20 protein-coding genes are annotated in these 23,454 nt (G+C 45.2%); 16 read left to right on the top strand and 4 right to left on the bottom strand.

Annotated elements, in window-relative coordinates; translation table 11 throughout:
• Positions 1-105: 105 nt before the first annotated feature.
• Positions 106-852, bottom strand: coding sequence for an RluA family pseudouridine synthase (locus NSS82_RS22110; protein ID WP_076127603.1), 747 nt, complete (start codon positions 850-852; stop codon positions 106-108).
• A gap of 3 nt (positions 853-855) precedes the next feature.
• Positions 856-1,719, bottom strand: a complete 864-nt coding sequence (locus NSS82_RS22105; RefSeq protein ID WP_036685718.1) for a class I SAM-dependent methyltransferase — start codon at positions 1,717-1,719, stop codon at positions 856-858.
• A gap of 231 nt (positions 1,720-1,950) precedes the next feature.
• Between NSS82_RS22105 and NSS82_RS22100 the strand changes: the two genes are divergently transcribed.
• From NSS82_RS22100 to NSS82_RS22085, 4 genes are all read left to right on the top strand, one after another.
• Complete coding sequence (locus NSS82_RS22100) at positions 1,951-2,781, top strand: AraC family transcriptional regulator (protein ID WP_076273563.1); 831 nt, start codon at positions 1,951-1,953, stop codon at positions 2,779-2,781.
• A gap of 85 nt (positions 2,782-2,866) precedes the next feature.
• On the top strand, positions 2,867-3,232 hold the full coding sequence (locus tag NSS82_RS22095) for a VOC family protein (RefSeq protein WP_076273564.1): 366 nt from the start codon (positions 2,867-2,869) through the stop codon (positions 3,230-3,232).
• Positions 3,233-3,403: 171 nt separating this feature from the next.
• Entirely contained in the window at positions 3,404-3,856 is a 453-nt protein-coding gene (locus NSS82_RS22090; RefSeq protein WP_076104467.1) for a flavodoxin, read from the top strand.
• A gap of 13 nt (positions 3,857-3,869) precedes the next feature.
• On the top strand, positions 3,870-4,625 hold the full coding sequence (locus tag NSS82_RS22085; RefSeq protein ID WP_176462674.1) for a hypothetical protein: 756 nt from the start codon (positions 3,870-3,872) through the stop codon (positions 4,623-4,625).
• Positions 4,626-4,722: 97 nt separating this feature from the next.
• Here the strand turns inward: NSS82_RS22085 and NSS82_RS22080 are convergent, their stop codons facing one another.
• Both NSS82_RS22080 and NSS82_RS22075 read right to left on the bottom strand, forming a co-directional pair.
• On the bottom strand, positions 4,723-5,568 hold the full coding sequence (locus NSS82_RS22080) for a GNAT family N-acetyltransferase (protein WP_076273566.1): 846 nt from the start codon (positions 5,566-5,568) through the stop codon (positions 4,723-4,725).
• Between the two features lie 82 nt (positions 5,569-5,650).
• On the bottom strand, positions 5,651-5,944 hold the full coding sequence (locus NSS82_RS22075) for a GNAT family N-acetyltransferase (protein WP_036685732.1): 294 nt from the start codon (positions 5,942-5,944) through the stop codon (positions 5,651-5,653).
• A gap of 2,212 nt (positions 5,945-8,156) precedes the next feature.
• Between NSS82_RS22075 and NSS82_RS22070 the strand changes: the two genes are divergently transcribed.
• From NSS82_RS22070 to NSS82_RS22015, 12 genes are all read left to right on the top strand, one after another.
• The gene (locus tag NSS82_RS22070) at positions 8,157-9,059 is read left to right on the top strand and encodes an ArsR/SmtB family transcription factor (protein WP_076216097.1); all 903 of its coding nucleotides are present in this window, start codon (positions 8,157-8,159) and stop codon (positions 9,057-9,059) included.
• Between the two features lie 234 nt (positions 9,060-9,293).
• Positions 9,294-11,042: an ABC transporter substrate-binding protein gene (locus NSS82_RS22065; RefSeq protein ID WP_076273018.1), complete on the top strand. Its 1,749-nt coding sequence runs from the start codon at positions 9,294-9,296 to the stop codon at positions 11,040-11,042.
• A gap of 64 nt (positions 11,043-11,106) precedes the next feature.
• The gene (locus tag NSS82_RS22060) at positions 11,107-12,060 is read left to right on the top strand and encodes an ABC transporter permease (RefSeq protein ID WP_076130810.1); all 954 of its coding nucleotides are present in this window, start codon (positions 11,107-11,109) and stop codon (positions 12,058-12,060) included.
• A gap of 16 nt (positions 12,061-12,076) precedes the next feature.
• Positions 12,077-13,000, top strand: a complete 924-nt coding sequence (opp4C, locus tag NSS82_RS22055; protein ID WP_036685740.1) for an oligopeptide ABC transporter permease — start codon at positions 12,077-12,079, stop codon at positions 12,998-13,000.
• Between the two features lie 11 nt (positions 13,001-13,011).
• The gene (locus NSS82_RS22050; protein WP_036685742.1) at positions 13,012-13,995 is read left to right on the top strand and encodes an ABC transporter ATP-binding protein; all 984 of its coding nucleotides are present in this window, start codon (positions 13,012-13,014) and stop codon (positions 13,993-13,995) included.
• Entirely contained in the window at positions 13,988-14,953 is a 966-nt protein-coding gene (locus NSS82_RS22045) for an ABC transporter ATP-binding protein (RefSeq protein WP_036685744.1), read from the top strand. The genes NSS82_RS22050 and NSS82_RS22045 overlap by 8 nt, the downstream gene beginning before the upstream one ends.
• 210 nt (positions 14,954-15,163) lie before the next feature.
• Positions 15,164-15,772: a 50S ribosomal protein L25 gene (locus NSS82_RS22040; protein ID WP_051491406.1), complete on the top strand. Its 609-nt coding sequence runs from the start codon at positions 15,164-15,166 to the stop codon at positions 15,770-15,772.
• A 324-nt stretch (positions 15,773-16,096) separates the two neighbouring features.
• Positions 16,097-17,944 (top strand): fibronectin type III domain-containing protein, encoded by a 1,848-nt coding sequence (locus tag NSS82_RS22035; protein ID WP_076100118.1) that lies wholly within the window; start codon positions 16,097-16,099, stop codon positions 17,942-17,944.
• A 271-nt stretch (positions 17,945-18,215) separates the two neighbouring features.
• Positions 18,216-18,860 carry a YhbD family protein gene (locus NSS82_RS22030; RefSeq protein WP_076100120.1) on the top strand — a complete coding sequence of 215 codons (645 nt, stop codon included), beginning with the start codon at positions 18,216-18,218 and terminating at the stop codon, positions 18,858-18,860.
• Positions 18,861-18,872: 12 nt separating this feature from the next.
• The gene (locus tag NSS82_RS22025; RefSeq protein ID WP_076104471.1) at positions 18,873-19,559 is read left to right on the top strand and encodes a hypothetical protein; all 687 of its coding nucleotides are present in this window, start codon (positions 18,873-18,875) and stop codon (positions 19,557-19,559) included.
• Complete coding sequence (locus NSS82_RS22020) at positions 19,552-20,223, top strand: hypothetical protein (protein WP_076104472.1); 672 nt, start codon at positions 19,552-19,554, stop codon at positions 20,221-20,223. The genes NSS82_RS22025 and NSS82_RS22020 overlap by 8 nt, the downstream gene beginning before the upstream one ends.
• A 40-nt stretch (positions 20,224-20,263) precedes the next feature.
• On the top strand, positions 20,264-21,811 hold the full coding sequence (locus tag NSS82_RS22015; protein ID WP_076273017.1) for an MFS transporter: 1,548 nt from the start codon (positions 20,264-20,266) through the stop codon (positions 21,809-21,811).
• Positions 21,812-23,454: the final 1,643 nt, after the last annotated feature.

Here is a 23,454-nt window from a genome sequence, read left to right as displayed (position 1 = left end):
TCTGTTCAAGTAGCAGACGCAGAAACAAAAACGAGGCAGTGATTCTCCACTAACCGGAGAATCACTGCCTCGTTTTTATCGTTTCAATGCCTAGAAACGGCTGCTTTAGGACAGCCCTTTTTGTAGTGTTTCCCGCGGCCACAGATCCCAAGGATGGGTTTGTGGGGGCAGAGAGATGAGTTCCACTTCTTCTTTAGTAACAGGGTGAGGGAATCCTACAAGTGCTGACCATAACGCAATTTGTTGCCCCGGTCTGTTCACTGAAGCCCCGTACTTCTGATCACCGTATAATGGGCAGCCGATCGAACTTAGCTGCACCCGAATTTGGTGGGAACGGCCTGTAAGTAAATCAATCTTAAGCAGGCTGTATCCTTCTGCACTGTCAAGAACTGTGTAATCCAGAATTGCTTCCTTGCCGCCGGGAGTTCCTTTTCGAACCACAGTGACGGTGTTACTCTTTGCGTCTTTAAGCAGCGTATCTGTAAGACGGCCACGAGTGGCTGGCGGTTTACCATGCACGACTGTTAAATACACCTTATGAAAGCCGTGAGTACGGACACTCTCGGATAGTCTTGAAGCCGCTTTGGAAGTCTTGGCAAAAATCATTGCTCCCCCAACCGGTCGATCCAAACGGTGGACCAGACCGATATAGACGTTGCCGGGTTTGTTGAAACGTTCCTTCACATCTTCTTTCAGCAGGTTCAGCAGGTCAGGATCGCCTGTTGCATCCTCCTGAACAGGAATATTCACGGGTTTTACAATCCCCAGAAGATGGTTGTCTTCGTACAACACTTCAAAGCGTTGTGATCCGCCGCTTACAGCCTCATTGTTGCCGGAACTATGTTGTGTCATGGCTTACGCCTCCCAGCGACCCAGGATACCACATGGCAGATTCATGCCGGAGGAGGTGATCGGAAGACCGATTTCGCCGGAGGTAAGTTTTCCGCCATAACGTTTGCCCATGGTCATGGACAACATGTTGCGCAGTACAGTTGGAGAAATTCCTGTGGTGTAGGAATTAATGAGCATGAACAAGGGGTTGTCGCTCATAATCTCCATACAGCTCTCAAGGAAAGGATACAAGCTTGATTCAAGCTTCCACATTTCTCCACCAGGTCCTCTTCCGTAAGAAGGAGGGTCCATAATAATCGCATCATATTTACTTCCGCGGCGTTGTTCACGTTGTACGAACTTGAATACATCATCCGTGATAAAGCGGACTGGACGTTCTCCAAGACCAGACAGCTGAACGTTTTCTTTCGCCCACTGCACCATACCTTTGGCTGCATCTACGTGAACGACAGACGCACCGGCACTCGCCGCTGCCACAGTAGCTCCACCTGTGTAAGCAAAAAGATTCAGCACTGAGATTGGACGGTTAGCCGCTGCAATCTTGTCCATCATCCAGCTCCAGTTGGCTGCTTGTTCCGGGAATAGTCCTGTATGCTTGAAGTTTGTAGGACGTAAGTGGAATTTTAATTTACCATAGCTAATCTTCCAATCGTCCGGAATGGTTTTTTTCATTTCCCATTGTCCGCCACCAGCGGAGGAACGGTGATAATGTCCGTGCACATCACGCCATTTAGCGGTCTCATTATTTAGAGGCCAAATAATCTGTGGATCAGGACGACGCAAGATAATATCGCCCCAGCGTTCGAGCTTCTCTCCACCGCCTGTATCAATTACTTCATAGTCTTTCCAATCGCTCGCTATATACATGATTTAATCCATCCTTCAAAAAAATTCATTTAGCCTTTATTGTACAACATTTCACCTGATTGCTACAAACAAATTACGCCTCAGCCAGCTTCACCAATTATTTTGTCCAATGCTAATGAAGTGTATAATATTCCCATGCTTATGCGGCTATTCAACTGGTGCTGCAAGACTTGATTGTGTATGATCAGATAGTAGAGTCCTTACCCTATTTACGATCGGAGAACTAAAGCTATGTTCAATCTCTCACCGCTGTATTTCCCTATAACTGCAAAACCCAACCACACTAGTGAGTTTCTGCCCAGCCATGCCTTGCAGCCGTTTATTCGCTGTTTTTGGGGTTCTGTAGATGTGGAGTCTATACAACAACCTGAGACGGAGACAATAATTCCGGATACCTGTATGGATATTATTTGGGATTTGGATAGAGAATCAGGCAATACAAACACTTTTTTCTCCGGTATCAATGACACTCCATTTGAAGTCTCTTCAGACGGAAAGCCAGGGGGGAGTTCAACCTTTGGTATCCGGTTTCATTTCTGGGCGGTTCATTTTTTTGCAGATGATCATCTGCGGAATGTCTTGAATGCACATGTCGATGTAGAACATTATTTTGGCACTTTTAAAAAAGAGCTTGGTCATCTATTGGAGAAAGTAAACTCGATGGACGAAAGGATTGCAGCCGCTGAAGCCTATCTGCTTCGTCGTCTTGAGCGTGGAGGGCGGACTAACGATCGGATGATGAACGCAGTCTATACTATGGTTAAACAAAAAGGGATTGTGACCGCTGAGGATTTGGAGACCAGTTCTAATTTAAGCAGACGACAACTTGAACGGCTTTTTCAAGAATATATAGGTGTATCGCCTAAAAAAACAGCAGATCTCGTGCGGTTTCAGAATGTATGGCGGGAGATGTGTCATTTACCTGGGCAGACAAAGAATATGCAGGATCTTATTTTCGCGTATGGTTACAGTCACCAGTCCCATTTTATCAATAATTTCAAAAAATATGCTGGAAGAACCCCACTTGAAGCCTTGGTCTATGCAGGCCGAAGAATGTCGTAATTTTGCAATACAAAGCGTGTTAACCTTGTTAGACTAAACCCATGTAAGAAATGAGACATATTATGAAAATGAGAGGGGACAAGTTATGATTTCGTCTTTTGAAGGGACTAACATTTACACTAAAGATACTGCGGCGTCAGCTAAATTTTATACGGAGGTACTAGGAATTCCTATGCCTTTCGAAGGTTACGGTAATTTCGACGGGGCAAAGCTTGGTTTTGACAAGAAACAGCCGGGAATTATTATTTGGGATGCTGCAAAGTGGGAAAATCTTACGACAGGTTTTGTTAATTTAGTATTCGGCTGTGATAATTTTGATGAGACATACGAGCAGTTGAAAGCTAAGGGACTGGATTGTCAGCCACCTGTTACGATGGAATATGGCGGTAAAGAAATGAATTTTCGTGATCCTGATGGGAATCACATAACCTTGCTGGAAGGTGCTTATTAAGCTTCTTTTTAAGAAAAATGAGACGGAGCGCAAACTTCAACCGTGTGTAATAACGGGGAGTTTGCGTTTTTTTAACTTTATTTATTGACAATGATAATCATTATCAAATAGAATGAGGTGAAGCGTATATGATTTAAATTTAAGGTGTTAGTAGGGGAGGAACAGGAGTTTATGGCTAAAGTGCTTGTGGCATATGCTAGTTTGACTGGGAACACTGAGGAAATGGCTGAATTGATTGTAGAAGGAATACGCCAAGCAGGCGGTGAGGCTGTTTTGAAGTCGGTCACTGAATGTAATGCGATTGAGATAAAATCATATGAAGGCGTTCTGCTAGGGGCATATACTTGGGGAGACGGAGAGTTGCCGGATGAATCTCTTGATTTCTATGAGGAGATGGATGAACTTGATTTGACTGCCATGAAGTCAGCAGTTTTTGGTAGTGGGGATACAGGCTACGCCATTTATTGTGGGGCAGTGGATGTTATCGAGGAGAAGTTAAAGGAGCGTGGAGCAGTCATTTTGCAAGATAGCCTAAAGATTGAGTATGGCCCTAATGCTGTAGAAAAAGAAGCCTGCCGTCAATTCGGACGTCAATTCATCGAAGCCTGTATGGCGGTAACCTAAGATGGGGGGGCCAGTGGGAAGTTGGTTTAACAAAGCAAGGGCTGTACATACCCCTCCGTATAAACGGCTGCACGATTATCGCATGGAGCATATTATGCTGGGCGGGACTGAGAATTTAGCTAGCGGAGCTCAAGCGACGGGTCTCCCACGTTGGCGCCAGCAGGTTCAATATGCTGTGGGGCATACGCTTAATGACTTCTATAGTCTGCTGCCGGAAGTGCGGAGAGAGACACCTATACAATTTCTGTTAGAGCGACGGTGGCCTCCTAGGGGAGATGCTTTTCCCTCCCTTTTGCAATATTGGGATATCAAAACGAGTGTAGCTGATGAGCTTATGCGTATCGTTTCAAGCAATCATCTACAGGAGATTCCAGTGATGTTATATGAACAGTGGCATGTCCCAGTTCCAGCGTTGAATTTGGAGTTATCGATGATTACGCAACTGGCTTGGAACTCTTCACTAAGTGGCCGAAGCGTGAACATTCAGAAGTTTATGGTTAATGGCAATGAGGATATCATCACTGGATTTATGCATATGGCCAATGTTTTTTGCCATCATGCTTATGGTGAGCCAGCGGAGACCGTGGAAGTTTTCTCGCTGCTGGATGGACGTAAATACTGCTTTGCTGGAGAGGCAATCTCGCTTATGGAGTCACTGGATTATGTTCGTTTGTTATCCGTATTTCTTGAGCGTGAAGTGTTAGCTGACGGTTCCTTAAGCTGCAGCGATCGTAGAAATGAGAGAGGCGAAGCGAATTATTTACTATAATAAATATAGACCTCCTTATCTGCAGGTTAGAACACCAGCAAGTAAGGAGGTCTTATTGTTACTGCTTTATTAAAATCTCAAGAGTTAGGTCGGGGGATTAGCCGATAAATCGGTAATAATCCTGTTTATTCTGAATGACAAAGCCGCAGCTCTCATACAGCTTAAGTGCATTGGGATTATCCAGTGCGACCTCCAGATTTACACCATTATAATTTTGGCGCTCTCGTTCGATGGTCTGAAGAAGGGCGCTGCGGCCAATGCCAAGCCCACGTAGCTTTTTGTCGACTGTAAATCCATAGATCCAGGATTCATTATCTTCAGTCCACACTCGCATTTTCCCAACAGGCCTGCCGTCCATCTCGATCATAATATTCTCTTGCATACCTTCCTGTTTGTGCAACTCATACTGCTCGGCAGCATCTTCTGTCTTCATATCAAAACCTCCACAATCCAGTTCGACCAGAATATGTGCCTCTTCTTCACGAGCTGGCCGTAAGACCACAGTCCCTGTTGCTGAGCTAACATCAGAAGAAACCATGGAATTGCCATCCCATTTCATTTGATATTCAGCGTGATTGAACTGTAGAGGCAAGGTTTGCAGGAAAGCAGTTCCAGATGAAGAAGCGGCGGGTGCATTTAGAAGAAGATTAGAGACTTTATTGCGTTTGATTATGGTTTGTGCTCGGTTCCACAGAGAGGTGAAGATTCCGCGTCGACGGTAGCCTGGCCGAACCATGCCACAGACCTCCATATCGCTTCCAAAACCATAGAGTCCCAAGAAACCGACCAGCAATTCGTCCTCATAAGTCACAAGCCATTCCGTATCACCTGCGCTTGATGGCTGGCGGAGCATATCCCAATTCAGTTTTAATGTGATTCCTTCATATTGCTCACAGCGTTGTTGCAATTCCTCAATATTCTTAAAAGTGTCGGCAGTCGTCAAACCCGTTTCCCCCTAAAGTGTATTTGAACTATTATAAGTTCGCATAGTTACTAAAAAAGCTTCGCGGAAACGGGAGCAGGTTTTAAGCTCTCCCGCCAGTATTCCCGCTCAGCACGTCTTTGTACTCCGGGTGCTTCTCGAATTGATGCGCAGCATAGGAGCACACGGGTACAATTTTTAAATTCTCATTCCGAGCCTTGTCCACAACAGCACGTACAAGCTCTTGTCCAGTACCTTGCCCGCGCAGTTCTTCGGAGACACGAGTGTGGTCAATGACCAATTCCCCGGTTTCTTTATCCAAACTGTATGTGATTTCGGCAAGGTCCTTACCGTCATTAGCAACAAAAAAACGTCCGTTTTCATTTTGAATTTGCATCTTATGGCTTCACTCCTAATTAGTTATTGCCTATATTTTACTACCATGAATTGCAAAAAGCGAGGAGCGAACCAGATTGATTGTTCTTCGGGCTGAATGTTGCTTTCCTTGTTACCCGTGGATCGCTGCGCTGCATTTTTGTCCATGTGGGCAACTTGGCTATAGCAGAATATGAACAAGTGTGAGTTAACTAACCTCAAGTATTTGTTTTGGTAAGCTGAAAACTGGGAACGCTGGGAACGCTGGGAACGCTGGGAACGCTGGGAACCCCCGGAACCCCCGGAACCCCCGGAACCCCGAAATGCCAGAACCCCGTAACCCCGTAACCCCGGAATGCCGGAACCCTGGAACGCCGGAACCCGTAACCCTGGAATGCCGTAACCCCGTAACCCCGTAACCCCGTAACCCCGTAACCCCGTAACCCCGTAACCCCGTAACCCCGTAACCCCGTAACCCCGTAACCCCGTAACCCCGTAACCCCGTAACCCCGTAACCCCGTAACCCCGTAACCCCGTAACCCCGACCCCCGAACTTCCGAACCCTTGGTTTTCCTATCCGCAGAACCTTTCGGACCCAGCTGACGCTATCTGCACATATTTAGCCGTTTGAGCAAAGTTTCGGACACCAGTGCAGCTATTCCTTATGAATAGGCACGAAATAGGCATTTATAGTGTCAATAGCGCCTATGGAGTCCGATCGGATGCTGAAAAGGGGATAATACTGCGAATAAGGAAAACTGAGTCCGATAGCGTAGGATCCTAATCCTCCGTAGAACCTTTCGGACCAGAGTTCTAATTTCCCACTGATGCTTTAGGACCCAGCAGACGCTTTTTGCACATATTTAGCCGTTTGAGTAAATTTTCGGACACCAGAACAGCTATTCCTTTGGAATAGGTACGAAATAGGCATTTATTGTGTCAATAGCGCCTATGGAGTCCGATAGCATGCTGAAAAGGGGATAATACTGCGAATAAGGTCAACTGTGTCCGATAGCGTAGGATACTAATCCTCCGTAGAACCTTTCGGACCAGAGTTCTAATTTCCCACTAATGCTTTCGGACTCAGCAGACGCTATTTGCACATTTTTAGCCTTTTGAGCAAATTTTCGGACCCCAGTGCAGCTATTCCTTATGAATAGGCACGAAATAGGCATTTATAGTGTCAATAGCGCCTATGGAGTCCGATTGCTCACAAAAAATGGGATAATACTGCGAATAACGTCAACTGTGTCCGATAGCGTAGGATACTAATCCTCAGCAGAAGCTTACGGACCAGAGTCCTAATTCCCCACTGATGCTTTCGGACTCAGCAGACGCTATTTGCACATTTTTAGTCTTTTGAGTAAATTTTCGGACACCAGAGCAGCTAATTCTTTGGAATAGGTACGAAATAGGTGTTTTTTATGCCAATAGCACCCATGGAGTCCAATAGCACGCAAAAAAGAGGATAATACTGCGAATAAGGTCAACGTGTCCGATAGGTTTCCGATAGCGTAGGATCCTAATTCTCCGCAGAAGCTTACGGACCAGAATCCTAATTCCTCACTGATGCTTACGGACCCAGCAGACGCTATTTGCACATATTTAGCCGTTTGAGTAAATTTTCGGACACCAGAGCAGCTATTCCTTTGGAATAGGTACGAAATAGGTATTTTTAGTGCTCATAGTGCCAATGGAGTCCGATAGCATGCTGAAAAGAGGATAATACTGCGTATAAGGACAACTGAGTCCGATAGAGCTGAGTCCTGATCTCCCGCTGAAGCCTGCGGACCCAGCAGACGCTATTAGCACAAGGACAACTGAGTCCGATAGCGCAGGACTCTAATCCTCCGCTGGAGGTTGCGTACCAGAGTCTGAATCTCCAGCTAGAGCCTACGGACCCAGCAGACGTTATTTGCATAAGTCAACTGTGTCAGATTGCGTAGGAACCTATTCCTCCGCAGAAGCTTGCGGACCAGAGTCCTAATTCCCCACTAATGCCTGCGGATCGAGCAAACGCTATTAGCACAAGCTCAGCTGTATCCGATAGCGCCCACGCTCGCGGAAATGTCAGCTAAATCAACGTGAAATGCAGAAAATTGGGTGCTGAAACAGCAGCTAATGAATTTTTATACACTCCCGTTTATAGAGTAGCTTGCGTATTCTCAGGATAATACAATAAGATTAAGAGAATATCTCACTACTGAAAAGAACCGCTAGCAGGAGGAATCATTGTGGAATACAAGGTTGAGGTTGAATTTGGATCGATTTATGAATTGTTGAACAGCTTACATACTTATCTCTGCAAAAAATCCTATAAGAAGATTGATTTAGGGGTAGCGTGGGCTAATGAAATTGAAAGCACGCTCAGTGAAGAGCTGTTATCCCGTCTGAAAGAAACCGAACTAAACAATGAGTGGAAAATGTTGAATCTGCTCATTTACTGTTGTCCATTTAAAGATGATGTAGACAGTGTGTTGAAATGGATTGAAGGGTTATCGGTTGGTGAGTTATATGAGACCTTATCAAAGTATGTAAAGGTATTTCCAAGCCATATGGAGGATTACCGTAACCGCGTAGTATTTTTACTTTCCGAGTGGAACCGCCAGTACTTTAGCCAATGCAATCCTGCGATTTTGAGCAAACTGCAGCAGCATGCGGATTCGAAGAACACGGAGCTTAATGAACTGGACACTGCGGATTTCGTGAACAAGACGACCAACGGATTTTACTTCATGCCTACGGATGGGCTTAAGAAGCTCGTACTGATTCCACAGTATCATTTTCAGCCTGCTAATATTATCTATTGCTATGGGGAATTAACGATCTGCCATTATGCGGCGTGGATATCGATGGAGAATGAGGAAATCTCCCCTTTTATGTACAGAGCGATCCGTAGTCTGAGTGAAAAAAGCCGGCTAAAAATCCTCCAAGCCCTTAGTGATGGCCGTAAGACGTTTACCGAAATTGTTAAGCATGCGGGGATCTCGAAGGGGATTGTGCATGATCATATTTTTAATCTTCGTTGTGCAGGTTTGCTTCATGCCTATATTGAAGGAGAGAATGTCACCGGATACAGTCTGCGTCTTGAAGGTATTCATCGGATGAATGAGCAGCTATTCGAGTATTTGAAATAATGATTTTGAAAAAATATAACCGTCTGAAAGCCAGGACTTCTCTTATATATAGAGGGTTTTGGCTTTTTTTATTTGTTTTAATTATCACCTAATTCTGTTTATGGAGAATTTTTTTTAAGTTCTCTCTTTACAGAACTAGAAAACCTTTCTATAATGAACATCAGATGTTATTCATACTTAACGGGTAGGAATTATAGTTATTATTCTATTCAGAGAGAAAAGGGAGATAGGTACATGAGAAAAAATGCGATTGTAATCACTTCATTACTGCTTACGGGGTCACTGTTACTTTCTGCTTGCGCTAACAACAGTAATAACGAATCCTCATCCGCAAACAATGCGGCTGCAGGGACTAATTCAACCAATGTGGAAGCAACCACTGCACCAGAGATTGTTCCTGCGGGTGCTCTAAGCGAACCTTTGACTGCCACGGATTTATCCAAACTTCCAGCGGTGGCCCAGAAACGTACAGATACCATTATCGTCGGGCTTACGGACCCAAGCGGAGCGTTCACTCCTTATTTTCAACAAAGTGGTTATGATGGCAATGTCTCTTCACTGCTATACGCTTCTCTCGTAACTGTTGATGACAAAGGCGTTCCAACGCCGGAGCTTGCGGAGAGCTGGGATGTTTCAGATGATCAGCTTACATACACGTTCCACTTGAGAAAAGATTTGAAATTCAGCGACGGTTCACCGTTAACAGCGGATGATGTGGCATTTACATGGACGATCCAATACGACAAATCGTATGACGGTAGCTCCCAGCTTCCATCGCTAAATGTTAAAGGCGGCAAAGCCTATAAGGAAGGTACATCCCCTACAGTTGAGGGCATTAAAGTAATTGATCCACAGACGATCTCAGCAACCCTTGAGCAACCAAACGCAACAGCGCTGGTACAGCTCGGCTCGAATGTACTATCGAAAGCTTACTATGGCAAGGACTATAAAATTGGAAATCTTGAATACATTAAAAAGCTACATGAGAAGCCACTTGGCGATGGACCTTACAAGCTGGAAAAATTTATTCCAGGTCAAGAAGTGCGTTTTGTAGCGAATGAGAATTATTTCAAAGGTAAACCAAAGACGGAGCATTTCATCTACAAAACTACGGAAGGCGACGTATGGCAGTTCGTAGAAACTGGTGAAGTGGACTACGCTTCCTTTAGTGCGACAGACGAGAATATCGAGAAGCTGAAAGCACTTGGTTTTGTGAATATTATTCCATACACTCCAAGTACCTATGGTTACTTGCAAGTTAACCTCAAGCATGAGCAGCTCAAGGATAAGCTTGTACGTCAAGCTATTGTGTACGGTTTGGATCGTCAGAGTATTTATGTGGATGCAGCACAAGGTGCAGGTTCTATTGCCAACATCCCGGCATCGCCGATTTCCTGGTCTTACACTGAGGAAGGTATTAATCCTTACAAATATGATCCGGAAAAAGCAAAACAATTGCTCGATGAAGCTGGCTGGACGGTAGGCGCGGGGGGGATCCGTGAAAAAGATGGCAAACCGCTGTCCATCCATTACCTCGGTTCGAAGAGTAAAAACACAGATATTTTCATCGCTGTAGCTAAAGAGAATTTTGAAGCGCTGGGTATCGAATTCCAGCCTGAGGTTTTCGCAGACTTTAACTCACTGGTATCGAAAGTAGAAGGTGGGGACTACGATCTCGTATCCTTCTCCACAAGCATGTTGACTGATCCGTCTGACGGGTTCATGCAATTCTTCGATGGAGAAATCACGGATTATGACAATCCGAAATTCCTGGAGCTGTACAACAAAGCCTTGGCCACTACTGATATTGAGGCACGCAAAGCGGTATATAAAGAGCTGTATCAGCTTTTCAATGATGAACTGCCTATTATTTTTACAAGTTATAAAAAGACAGTATACGCCTATAACGGACGTATTGAGAATCTATCGGTCAGCCCGTTCATCGGTCTTGCTGGCAGTCTGCCAACTTGGAGCCTGAAATAAATAAACCAGTGTCCCCTGCCCTGACTGGATTCAAGGGCAGGGGACGAATCATAAGGAGTCTGTCATGAGCGCTTATTTATCGAAAAGACTGTTGTACATGGTCATCATCTTATTTGCGGCATCATTATTGATCTTCTGTCTGTATGCTTCAACTCCCGGTGATTTCATAACCGGAAATATTAAATTGACCGCTGAACGCAAAGCTGAGCTTCGTGAAATCTACGGCTTAAACAAGCCTGTGCTTGAACGGTATGGGATCTGGATGAAGAATGCGCTGCATGGTGATTTCGGGTATTCCTTAGCTCAACAAAAGCCTGTGCTGCAGCTTTTTAATGATTATATTTGGAATTCCTTTTTGCTGGCTGCCGTATCTACGTTTCTAACGTGGGTGATTGCGGTCATTATTGGCGTCATCTCTGCCTATAAGCAATATTCCTGGTTCGATACACTCGTGATGATCGCTATATTTGCAGCAATGTCGCTGCCGTCATTTTTTATAGGCTTATTCCTGATCAAAATCCTGGCCGTCGATCTCAAGTGGCTGCCTCCAGGTGGAATAATCACCACGGGGAGTAATGCTACGGGTTTGGCTTACTTTAAGGAGATCGTAACGCATATGACCCTTCCGGTTGTAGTTATGACCCTTCTGGGATTAGGTTCGCTCACCCGTTATTTCCGCAGCAATATGATTGATGTCTTAAAACAGGATTATATCCGTACGGCACGCGCCAAAGGCCTAAAAGAACGCAAGGTGCTCTTTACACACGCCTTACGTAATGCCTTGCTGCCCGCAATTACACTGGTTGGTTTTGAGCTTCCAGCACTATTTGGCGGATCACTTATTATTGAGAAAATATTCAATTGGCCTGGGATTGGCCAACTGTATATGCAGTCCTTCGGACTAAGGGATTATCCTTTGCTGATGGGCTTTACGATGTTTATTGCCATACTTACCGTCATAGGAACGTTGCTTTCGGATGTTTTGTACCGGATTGCCGATCCTAGAGTTCGGCTATAGAGAGGAGGAAGCTGACGTGGCAGTTCAAAGTAATGTAGCTGGGATCGCGAAGCCGCAGACCACCAAAGGAAAATCCTCTTTATTCCGGCAATCCATGCGGAGGTTGCTAAAGAACAAGCTGGCGGTATCCGGATTTGTGGTGGTGATCTTTATGTTTGCGCTTTGTTTTATTGGTCCGCTGTTCTCACCTTATACGGATAACAAAATTAATATGGCTATGATGAACAAGGCACCCAATATGAAGCATTGGCTGGGCACTGATGCATTGGGCAGAGATATTCTGACCCGGGTAATGCAGGCGGGGCGCATTTCACTGACCGTAGGACTAGCATCAATGGTTCTTTCGGTGTTCATCGGTGCTCTTTTGGGGGCTATTGCTGGGTATTACCGCGGTATTGCCGATCAAATCATTATGCGGATTGCAGATCTTTTATTGACGGTCCCGAGTCTGCCACTGCTCTTTATTTTTGGTGCGTTATTATCGGAGTGGAAGATTCCAACGGATTATCGGATGTATATCGTTATGCTGATGCTTAGTATTGTTAGCTGGCCGGGTATGGCACGTATGGTACGGGGGCAAATGCTTAGCCTGCGTGAACGTGAGTTTATGCAGGCGGCGGTAGTATTAGGCCTCCGTGACCGACGTAAATTATTTAATCATTTGCTGCCGAATATCGTTCCGTTACTGATCGTTATGGCTACACTTAACATCGGTGGCGCTATATTGAGTGAATCGGTTCTTAGCTTTTTTGGGCTAGGTGTTATGCCGCCAACTCCAACCTGGGGCAATATGATTGATGCTGCGAATAATATGATCGACTTTCAGGATCGGCCGTGGCTGTGGATTCCACCAGGGTTATCGATTTTTGCGACAGTGATCGCGATCAATATCTTTGGAGACGGACTCCGGGACGTGCTTGATCCTAAACAGAAGAGGTAGGTGACCCTCAGATGAGTGATTTAATGAATATAGACGGTCTAAGTACATACTTCTTCACGGAAGAAGGAAAAGTGAAAGCCGTTGATGATGTAAGCTTCCGTGTTCGCGAGGGAGAGACGGTATGTATCGTTGGAGAATCGGGCTGCGGCAAAAGCGTGACCGCGATGTCCATCATGGGGCTTGTTGAGGAACCCGGGGGCAAGGTAGCCCAAGGGAAAATTGATTTTCAGGGTGAGGATTTGTTGAAAATGGACAAAAACACACTGCGAACCATCCGCGGGAATGAAATCGCGATGATCTTTCAGGAGCCCATGTCCTCCCTTAATCCTGTAATCAAGATCGGTGAGCAAATCATGGAGCCGCTGATTGTACATCTGAAGATGAACAAGAAACAGGCGCGTATCCGGGCGATTGAACTGATTAAGCAGGTAGGCATATCACGACCAGAGCAAATTGCTGATAGTTACCCGCATGAATTAAGTGGAGGTATGCTGCAGCGGATCATGATTGCTATTGCCATTGCCTGCAGTCCAAAACTTTTGATTGCTGATGAACCGACCACGGCGCTGGATGTAACGATTCAAGCGCAAATTCTGGATATGCTGCGTGAAATTAAAGATAGCTCGGGCATGTCCATTCTACTAATCACCCATGATCTTGGCGTAGTGGCAGAGATGGCCGATTATGTGATTGTTATGTATTCCGGAAAGATTGTGGAGGAGGGGGAAGTTGTTGAATTGTTCAATAACCCCAAACATCCCTATACAAAAGGGCTGCTCAAATCGAAGCCGGTAATCAATCAGCGACAGGATGAGCTGTATTCCATTCCAGGTCAAGTGCCAAATCCGCTTGAGCTGGTGCCCTCTTGTTATTTTCATGACCGCTGTGAGCATTGCATGCCTGTATGTGTCAGCCAGCAGCCCCGGCTTAAAGAGGTGGCCAGCAGACAAAAGGTAGCTTGCTGGTTGTATGAGGAGGCGGTTGTTCATGCCTGAGGCACTGCTTGAGGTCAATCATTTAAAGAAATATTTCCCTGTTACTAAGGGGCTGCTTAACCGAACCGTTGGGCATGTAAAGGCTGTTGACGATATTAGCATCACACTTCAACCTGGGGAGACGTTTGGGCTTGTAGGGGAATCTGGGAGCGGCAAAAGTACAGTCGGACGGACGATTTTACGGCTAACGGATAAAACGGCAGGTGAGATCAAATTCAAAGGGATAGACATTCACTCCCTGTCTCCTGCTGAATTACGCAATATTAGGCCCCAAATGCAGTTGATCTTCCAAGATCCTTATAGCTCTCTTAACCCACGGGTTCGTATAGGTGATGCCATTGGTGAAGCTTTACTGGATCATGGTTTATGCTCAAGGTCCGAGGTGCGAGATCTGGTGCTTGAAGCGCTAGCGGCTTGCGGTTTATCTTCTTATCATATTGATCGCTTTCCGCATGAATTCTCCGGGGGGCAGCGGCAGCGGATCGGGATCGCCCGTGCGCTTGTTTTGAATCCTGAGCTGATCATTGCAGACGAACCAGTTTCAGCACTGGATGTTTCCATCCAAGCACAGATTATTAATTTATTCAGTAAGCTCCAGCAGAGTCGAGGGTTAACGTATTTGTTTATCTCCCATGACCTGAGTGTTGTGGAGCATTTGTGTTCAAGAATCGGTGTCATGTACCTGGGCTCTATGATGGAGACGGCTTCAAGAGATGAACTGTTTAAGAATCCGCTCCACCCGTATACCAAAGCGCTGCTGTCGGCTGTTCCGATTCCTATTCCAAAGCTGAAAAGGGAAAGGATTGTACTTAAGGGAGATATTCCGAGTCCGGTGAACCCGCCTTCTGGCTGTAAATTCCATACCCGTTGTCCCTTTGCGCAAGAGGTTTGCAGATCTGAAATCCCGGTATTTCGTGATGTTGGCAGTAACCATTTTGTAGCTTGTCATTTAGTTTGATAGTTGTCACAAATATAGCAATGATTTACTCCTAAGACATGAATAATTAATGTTGAATTGTATAATAATACAATTTGACCTTATTTTTGCCTGGGCTCAAAAGTCTTGAGAGGTTTCAAAGCCAGGTCAATGGGGTAATTAGAGAGTGGTTAGGTTAGGCGTACATATCTAATCGGTCTAGTATAAAATCCCTACTTAGGAGGAATCATCGTGAATACAACAGTACGTTTGACAGAAAGATCCGGCTCGACTTCTTCACAGCGCAGAAAAGGCTTTGTACCGGTAGTCGTGTACGGTGCAGGTTCAGATAGCCAGTCCTTTACAGCGGATGCTAAGACAATTTCAGGTATTTTAGCCAGCAACCCACGGGCTGTTCTTACTTTGGAATTGCCAGACTCGGGCAAAAAGAACGTGGTTATTCAAGAAATCCAACGTCAGCCAATATCCAAACAACTGCTGCACATTGATTTTCAGCAGATTGATATGAAGGCCAAATTGGATACAAAAGTAGCGTTCCACTTTACAGGTGAACCAGTAGGTGTGAAGAGCGGCGGTGTGCAACAAATTGAATTGCATGAGCTGGATATTCGCACACTTCCAGATAAAATAGCTGCATCCTTTGAAGTGGATATCAGTGGACTAGATATTGGTGATCAATTGCTGGTATCTGATTTGCCGAAGCATGAAGGCTGGGAAGTATTGACGCCTGAGGACACTTTGATTGTCCGTATTTCACCTCCAGCAGCGCAAGAGCCAACAGAAGAAGATACTGCTGAACCCGCTGCAGCTGAAACTGCTGGCGAAGATAAAGCAGAATAGTATAGAGATAAATAGTAAAGAGCAGATAGAATCCTTATAAAGGAGCTGTCTGCTCTTTTTGTTTTGCCTTCATAAATATGAATTCATAAAAAAGATGCTGGTCTTTCGTATGGTTTCTCAAATGGCAATTTTGGTTGTTTCGCCTCATTTAGTTAAAAATTTACATAAAATCGTTGACGAACGGGTTTCTAAGCCTGAAAATGAGGACAATTACCATGGTGAAATATTCAAAAGTCCCTGTTGTTGCTGTTTGAAAACGCTTTAGTTTTTATGCTTCAAAGAACTCTCATTGCCTAGTTCATCATGATTAAGAGGAGGAAAGTTATGAAGATGAGGAAGCTGTTTTCGATCTTAATGACAAGTTTGCTGGTGCTTGGGGTAGCTCTACCCTTTGGTGGAAAAGCGAATGCAGATGCTGCAAGTGACGCTTCAAATCGTGCTTTAATCTGGTTGAAAGCCCAGCAGGATGCAACAGCGGGGTATGCTTTTGAGGGACTGGTAGATAGCTTTGAAGATTTCTGGGGACCGAACAACCCCAAACAGATTGTATACACGTATGATCAAGCGGTTGCAGCTATCGCCTTTATTGTAAAGGGTGAACGGACGCGGGCAGAGCAGGTTTTGAACAAAATGCGGGACATTCAAGATCCTTCCGGCTTCTGGCTGAATTCTTATTGGTATAACAACGGCTTCGGAGAAGAAATCCGTAAACATGTGGGACCCGTTGTATGGATGGCAATGGCTGCTATGGCTTATGAGAAGCAATATAATGATACACGGTATCGTCCGATGGCACTTAAAGCACTCGATTGGAGTTTACAGTATAAAAAGGCTAATGGCAGTATTGCAGGAGGATGGAGTGGTTGGAGTAATTCCGATGAGCCTTGGAGCTCAACCGAGCACAATATCGATATTTACCGGGTATTGCAGTATTATGCTTCGGTGGATTCCTCAAAGGCAGCCACTTATAACAGTGCGGCTTCTGGAGTCAAAACCTTCCTGGATAATTATGTGTGGGATGACACTGTCAAACGTTTCAAGGGGGGCTGGAAAAACGATACAAATCTGATCGACCCCAAAATACCTTTAGACGTGAACCCTTGGGGAGTGTTAGCTTTAGGCGTATCCGGGGCCCATAACTACGGCGCAAGCTTAACCTATGTGGAAAATGCCTCCGGCACCCCGGGAACACTAGCAAATCCGCGTTACAAGCAGACGCTTACTTACAATGATGCTGGGAATACGCTCACCGGATACGATTTTGACTGGACAGACGAAGTATTGCCGGCGTATGACGATAACGGAAATCAAATTGGCAATACGGGTGCTGACGTATGGTTTGAAGGAAGCGCATTCATGTCACTCGCTTATTATCTGCAAGGCAATGCCTCAAAGGCAGACGCCATTAATACAGAGATTATTAAAAAACAAGGCACAAGCGGTGCTTCGCTCGGGGGTATTCCCTACTCGCTGAAAGGGTCCAGCAACAGTTATTGGGTGATGGCGCAGCAAAACTGTGTTTCCAGCACAGGCTGGTTAATAATGTCCCTGCACCGGTTTAATCCATTCACAGGTCAATATTTGACGGGTGGTGGTAATACTGGGGATACAACCGCGCCAACCGCTCCCGCTAATCTAACGGTAACCAGTAAGACGGATACAGGAGTTAGCTTAACCTGGTCCGCTTCTACCGATAATGTTGGCGTTACAGGTTATATTGTTTATCGCGGAACACAGCAGGTGTCCACTGTGGGGGGAACTACAGCTACTGTTAGTGGACTTACTCCAAGCACAGCCTATACGTTTACAGTAAAAGCTACGGATGCAGCAGGTAATTTATCCTCCGCTAGTAATACCGCAACAGTTACTACTAATTCCACTGGAGGCAGCGGAGGCGGTGATCATGTGACGGCTGACTTTACAGCAGGGGTAACGAGACTTTCTGCTACAGAGGCGAGTATCTATATTACACCTGTAACCAGTGCTCTTTATGTAGATGTACATTACAAGATTAGCGGTGGTTCCCAGCTTAATTACCGGATGACTAATAACTCAGGAACATGGAAGCAGACGGTGAGTGGATTAAGCGCTGGCAGCAGTATTGAGTACTGGTTCACTTATGAGAAATCCGGCCCGCAATATGATTCAGCACATTATACTTTTGTTCAGTAAGATTAGCAGTTCGTAAAAATCATTCTAAGAGAAGGCTGTTCCATGCTGCCATTTATAAGCGGCGGGGGCAGTCTTTTTTTGTGGGGAAAATAGTGAATAACCGTTAAATCCTTCTCAAGACGGAGGTCTGCTCTTAAGGTATGCTTTAAAATCTTTGGGGGAGACGTTAGGACTCGATGGTTACTAGCGTAGGTAGGTATGAGGTGAGTTTATTTTATTGGTTTTACAACGTAACAGTGTTATGTTACGATGGCTTCAAGGAGTGATAAGCATGGAAGAGGATTTGATCTCGAAGAAGCAGCTATTGGAATTAACCGGTATATCCTATGGGCAATTGTACCGCTGGAAGCGGAAGCAGTTGATTCCAGAGGAATGGTTTATCCGTAAATCTACGTTTACTGGACAGGAGACTTTTTTTCCAAAAGACATGATCTTGTCCCGTATCGATAATATTGTGAATATGAAAGATGGACTTTCTTTGGATGAAATGGCTGATAAGCTATCAGATAAGGCTTCTTTTGACAGAGTAAGTGTATCTGCTGCGGAAATTATAGAACGTAACATTGTTTCGTCAGTGACACTGGGGAAATTTGGAGAGAGGCTTGGTGTCAAGAATGGATATAGCTTCGATCAGCTCACTTATTTATTGGCTGTAGACCGCCTGCTTAGTGCAGGGGAGATGAATATGGAGGAAGCAGAGCTCCTGTTTCGAACCTTAATGAATAAAGCCTCCAATCTTGAGAGTGACAGCTGGGAGTTGTTTTTTATCCGCAAAATGGGGGTGTCATCCTTTATTCTGGCTCAGGCACCAGCGGAGTTATGGTTCGATGAAGGGGTAAAGCTGGTCAGTAAAATACTCAGTGCAGATGTAATAGAACAATTGAAAGGTAAGCTTGCTTTTAAGCTTGTTGAATAGGGGGTTACTGTAATGGATAAACGACAGCTGCCGGATCTGATTATAAACGGAGTCAGCGGGGGGGCAGGAGGTACTTATAACAGTGTGCAAATCGATGGTGTAGGCAAAGTAACGGGACCCATTGTGACGCGAATTTTTAAAGGAAATGGGCATATGAATTTGAAGAATGATCTCTCGGCGGAAGAAGCGGAATGCAATGGGACGATGAAAGTGCTGGGACATTTGCGTTTTAACTCCCTAAAGGTGGATGGAATGATTACTGTCGGTGAGAGCTTTCGGGGAGAAAGTTGCACTCTTCATGGAATGCTGAATATCAAGGGTGATTGTGAGCTTGAGGATTTTGCGGGGGAAGGAAGCTTTAGTGTCGGAGGTTTACTTAGTGCAGGACATGTAGACTTCAAACTGCAAGGGCAGGGAAAGGCGCATGAAATTGGTGTGGAGAGTCTAGTGATCCGGCAAACGAATAGTGGAGTCTGGAGCAAAATGTTAAGTGGAATCATCCCTAAATTAAGATCGGAGCTGCGGGCTCGGACTATTGAAGGAGATTTTATTGATTTAGAGTATACAATAGCGGATGTTATCAGGGGCAATATTGTGATTGTAGGGCCAGGCTGTACTATCGAACGGATAGAGTATCGTGATCAGATCACAGTACATCCAGAAGCAAAGGTTGGAAAGGTGGAGAAGATCAGTGACTGAAGAAACAACTCGGAGTAATTTGAAAATAATAGGCACAACGACCTCAGCGGGAGGCTTCTTTCGGGACATTAAAGTTACTGGGGAAGGTCATTTTGCAGGTGATGTAGATTGTGAGAAGCTGAGCCTGACTGGAAATGCCAGAGTAGATGGAAACCTGCTAATGACCAAAATGAAAATAACCGGTGAGATGACACTTTTGGGTAATCTTGAAGGGGATTCCTTGCGGGGTCAGGGTGAAATTAAAGCAACCTCCGTAAAAATCGACGATATTCATCTTAATGGTAATTTGGAGGTCAATGGTGATTGTGAAGGTGAACATCTGCGTATTTCGGGCGCTCTCAATGTGGCAGGACTGCTAAGTGCGGAGCAACTGGAGATCAATTTATATGGAATAAGTAGAGCGAAAGAGGTTGGAGGCAGTGCTTTAACGATCAAAAAAAGCAAGACCGGAAAATTCCTGCATTTGATGAAGCAGAATCCTAAAGTGCTTTTTGAGGCTGGGCTCATTGAAGGCGATACGATAGAGCTGAATAATACAAAAGCAAATATTGTCAGAGGAGATCGGGTAATCATCGGTGTGGACTGTGAGATTGATACTGTGGAATACCGTAGTGTTTTGGAGATTCACAAGAATGCAATAGTGAGGCATCAAGTGAAGTTGTAACACATAGTTATAGATCTTTTGACAATGGGGAGTGGAATAAATGAGTGCTGCCAAAGCGCCCAATCTGGGCATTGTTATCGCAGGTCTGCTGTTAGGAATACTGATGGCCTCCATGGACAGCACCATCGTTGCTACAGCAATGGGCAATATTGTTGGGGAACTAGGCGGTATGGACAAATTTGTCTGGGTAACATCAGCTTATCTCGTAGCTGAGATGGCGGGGATGCCTATCTTTGGCAAGCTGTCTGATATGTATGGGCGTAAAAAGTTTTTTATTTTTGGGATTATTGTATTTATGGCAGGTTCGGCGCTTTGCGGGACGGCAGATACAATTACTCAGTTGGCTGCTTATCGGGCGGTTCAGGGAATTGGAGGCGGCGCGCTAGTGCCGATTGCTTTTGCCATAATGTTCGACGCCGTACCACTGGAGACACGGGGCAAGCTGGGCGGTGCATTTGGTGCGGTGTTTGGATTATCAAGTATTTTTGGTCCATTGCTAGGCGCGTATATCACCGATCATATTGCTTGGCAGTGGATATTTTATATTAACTTGCCGCTTGGACTGTTGGCTTTTGTGATGGTCGTATTCTTTTATAAAGAATCACACGAGCATTCTAAACAACCTATTGATTGGCTGGGTGCGGGCACACTGCTGGGCTCTGTCATCTGCTTAATGTTTGCGTTGGAGCTGGGTGGAAAAGAGTACGCTTGGGGCTCATCGATGATCCTCGGCTTATTTGCAGCTTTTGCTATATTGGCGGCAGTGTTCCTTTTTGTGGAGACGAGAGCGAAAGAGCCGATCATTTCCTTTGCTTTATTCAAAAAAAGACTGTACGCCGTCAGCATTCTGTGCGCGCTATTTAGCGGTGCTGCATTTATCGTGGCTTCCGTATATATCCCGATCTTTATCCAAGGTGTATTAGGGGGTTCGGCTACCAATTCAGGACTTGTCCTGCTGCCGATGATGGTCGGCTCAGTAATTACCGCCACAACGGGAGGATTCCTGATGGCAAAAACCAGTTACCGCAATCTGCTGATACCTACGTTTGTACTTTTGGTGATCGGCACAGGACTGGTAGCAACGCTTACTCCGGAAGCTTCACGTCTCTTGGTTACCTTGTACATGATTTTAATCGGATTGGGCATCGGCGCTTCCTTCTCTGTGTTAAGCACAGCAGCTATTCATGGTCTGACTGCGCAGCAACGCGGCTCCGCCAGCGCAACACTGAATTTCATTCGTTCGCTTGGCATGACCATTGGAATTACCACATTTGGCATTATTCAAAGCCATTATTTCTCGGGCAGTCTAACTAAGTTGCTCACAGCAAATGGAGGAGGAGCTGCTTCTGCGGGGGCTGCTGGGGTTATGGATTTTAAAGATCCGCATTCCCTGTTGTCGCCTGAGACTAGAGCACTCATTCCACCGGAAATTTTGAGCAAAATTACAGAGGGACTTTCCTCTTCCATTGCGAACACCTTCGCTTGGGCGGTTATTCCAGCTGCATTAGCTTTGCTGGCTTCCTTTTTTATGGGGCGTCAGAAAATGGATGCCTCCGCGGAGGTGGAAGTTCAGACGCCCGGGCATTAGGCTGTGGCGGAAGACGTTGGGCATTCGAATAATGAGCGGAAAATAGTGCGTATTATTCGGAATGCAGTGATTTGGTGTAAACAAACTATGGTTGTAAAGTGATGGAGCAGCTTCTCATTTGAGAGGCTGCTTTTTTATGTGTGGTTGGGAGTACAAATGAGCATGAACCCTCGAAGTAAGGGAGCTGCGTTGAAGGATGAGTAAATGCGATGAATCCTGGAAATAAGTGCATCTGGATCCGACGGCATGAGGGAATGCGATGAATCCAAGAATGAGTCCGATAGCATGAGCAAATGTCATGGATTCAAGAATGAGTCCGATAGCTTGAGCAAATGTGATGGATTCTTGATAGAAGTGCGCCTAAGAATGATGCGTGGAGTGTTGCGGACCGTATAGTCGCTATTGCTGATTTTTTAGCTACTTTGCCGTAGTTTCGGACTGTATAGCTCTTATCGGCATGAATTTGCTCATATTTGGACTATATTTGTGTGGATAGCTGCACCTGAGTCCGATAGCACGAGGAAAAACGCTGAATCCCGGAAATAAGTGCATTTGGGTCCGTTAGCATGAGGGAATGCGGTGGATTCTAGAATGAGTCAGACTGTATGAGTGAATGCGATGAATTCTAGAATGAGTCCGATAGCATGAGCAAATGTGATGAATTCTCGATAGAAGTGTGCCTGATTTCGCTGCATGAAGTGTATTGCGGACCGTATAGTCGCTATTGCTGATTTTTAAGCTACTTTGCGGTAGTTTCGGACTGTATTGTTCTTATGGGCATGAATTTGCTCATATTTGGACTATGTTTGTGTGAATAGCTGCACCTGAGTCCGATAGCACGAGGAAAAACACTGAATCCCGGAAATAAGTGCATCTGGGTCCGATAGCATGAGCAAATGTGATGGATTCTAGAATGAGTCCGATAGTACAAGAAAATGTGATGAATTCTAGATAGAAGTGTGCCAAAAAATGATGCGTGGAGTGTTGCGGACCGTATAGTCGCTATTGCTGATTTTTGAGCTACTTTGCCGTAGTTTCGGACTGTATTGCTCTTATGGGCTTGAATTTGCTGATATTTGGACTATATTTGTGTGAATAGCTGCACCTGAGTCCGATAGTACGAGAAAATGTGTTGAATCCCGGAAATAAGTGCATCTGGGTCCGATGCAAGATCTATGAAGTGTGAAAGACCATAACGGATGAAGAGGACAAAGCGCACCATAGTTGATGTAGCGGACGAAGAGGACAAAGCGCACCATAGTTGATGTAGCGGACGAAGAGGACAAAGCGCACCGTAGTTGATGTAGCGGACGAAGAGGACAAAGCGCACCATAGTTGATGTAGCAGATGAAGAGGAAAAACGTACCATAGTTGATGTAGGGAACGAGGAGGGTCTAGTTGCCCATAGCTCCCAAGCGCCCCTTAGAAACCATTTCTTTCAGCGGCAGGATGAGGGGAATTCCCGTCATCCTGCCGCTTTTTATAAGCCAAAAGGCATGTAGGCTCTCCATCACTAGACCCACAGTGATTAGGTAGAAAATGGTCGAAATATATGCGAATTTGGTTCACAAGCATCAGACGGTTCTCCAGTGAGGCCGTTCTGTGTTCTATCTCGCCATACATAAAGGTTCTGATACTATGAA

It is taken from the genome of Paenibacillus sp. FSL H7-0735, from assembly GCF_038008505.1.
Taxonomy (GTDB): Bacteria; Bacillota; Bacilli; order Paenibacillales; family Paenibacillaceae; genus Paenibacillus_AQ; species Paenibacillus_AQ odorifer.
This window is presented reverse-complemented; position numbering and strand designations above follow the sequence as displayed.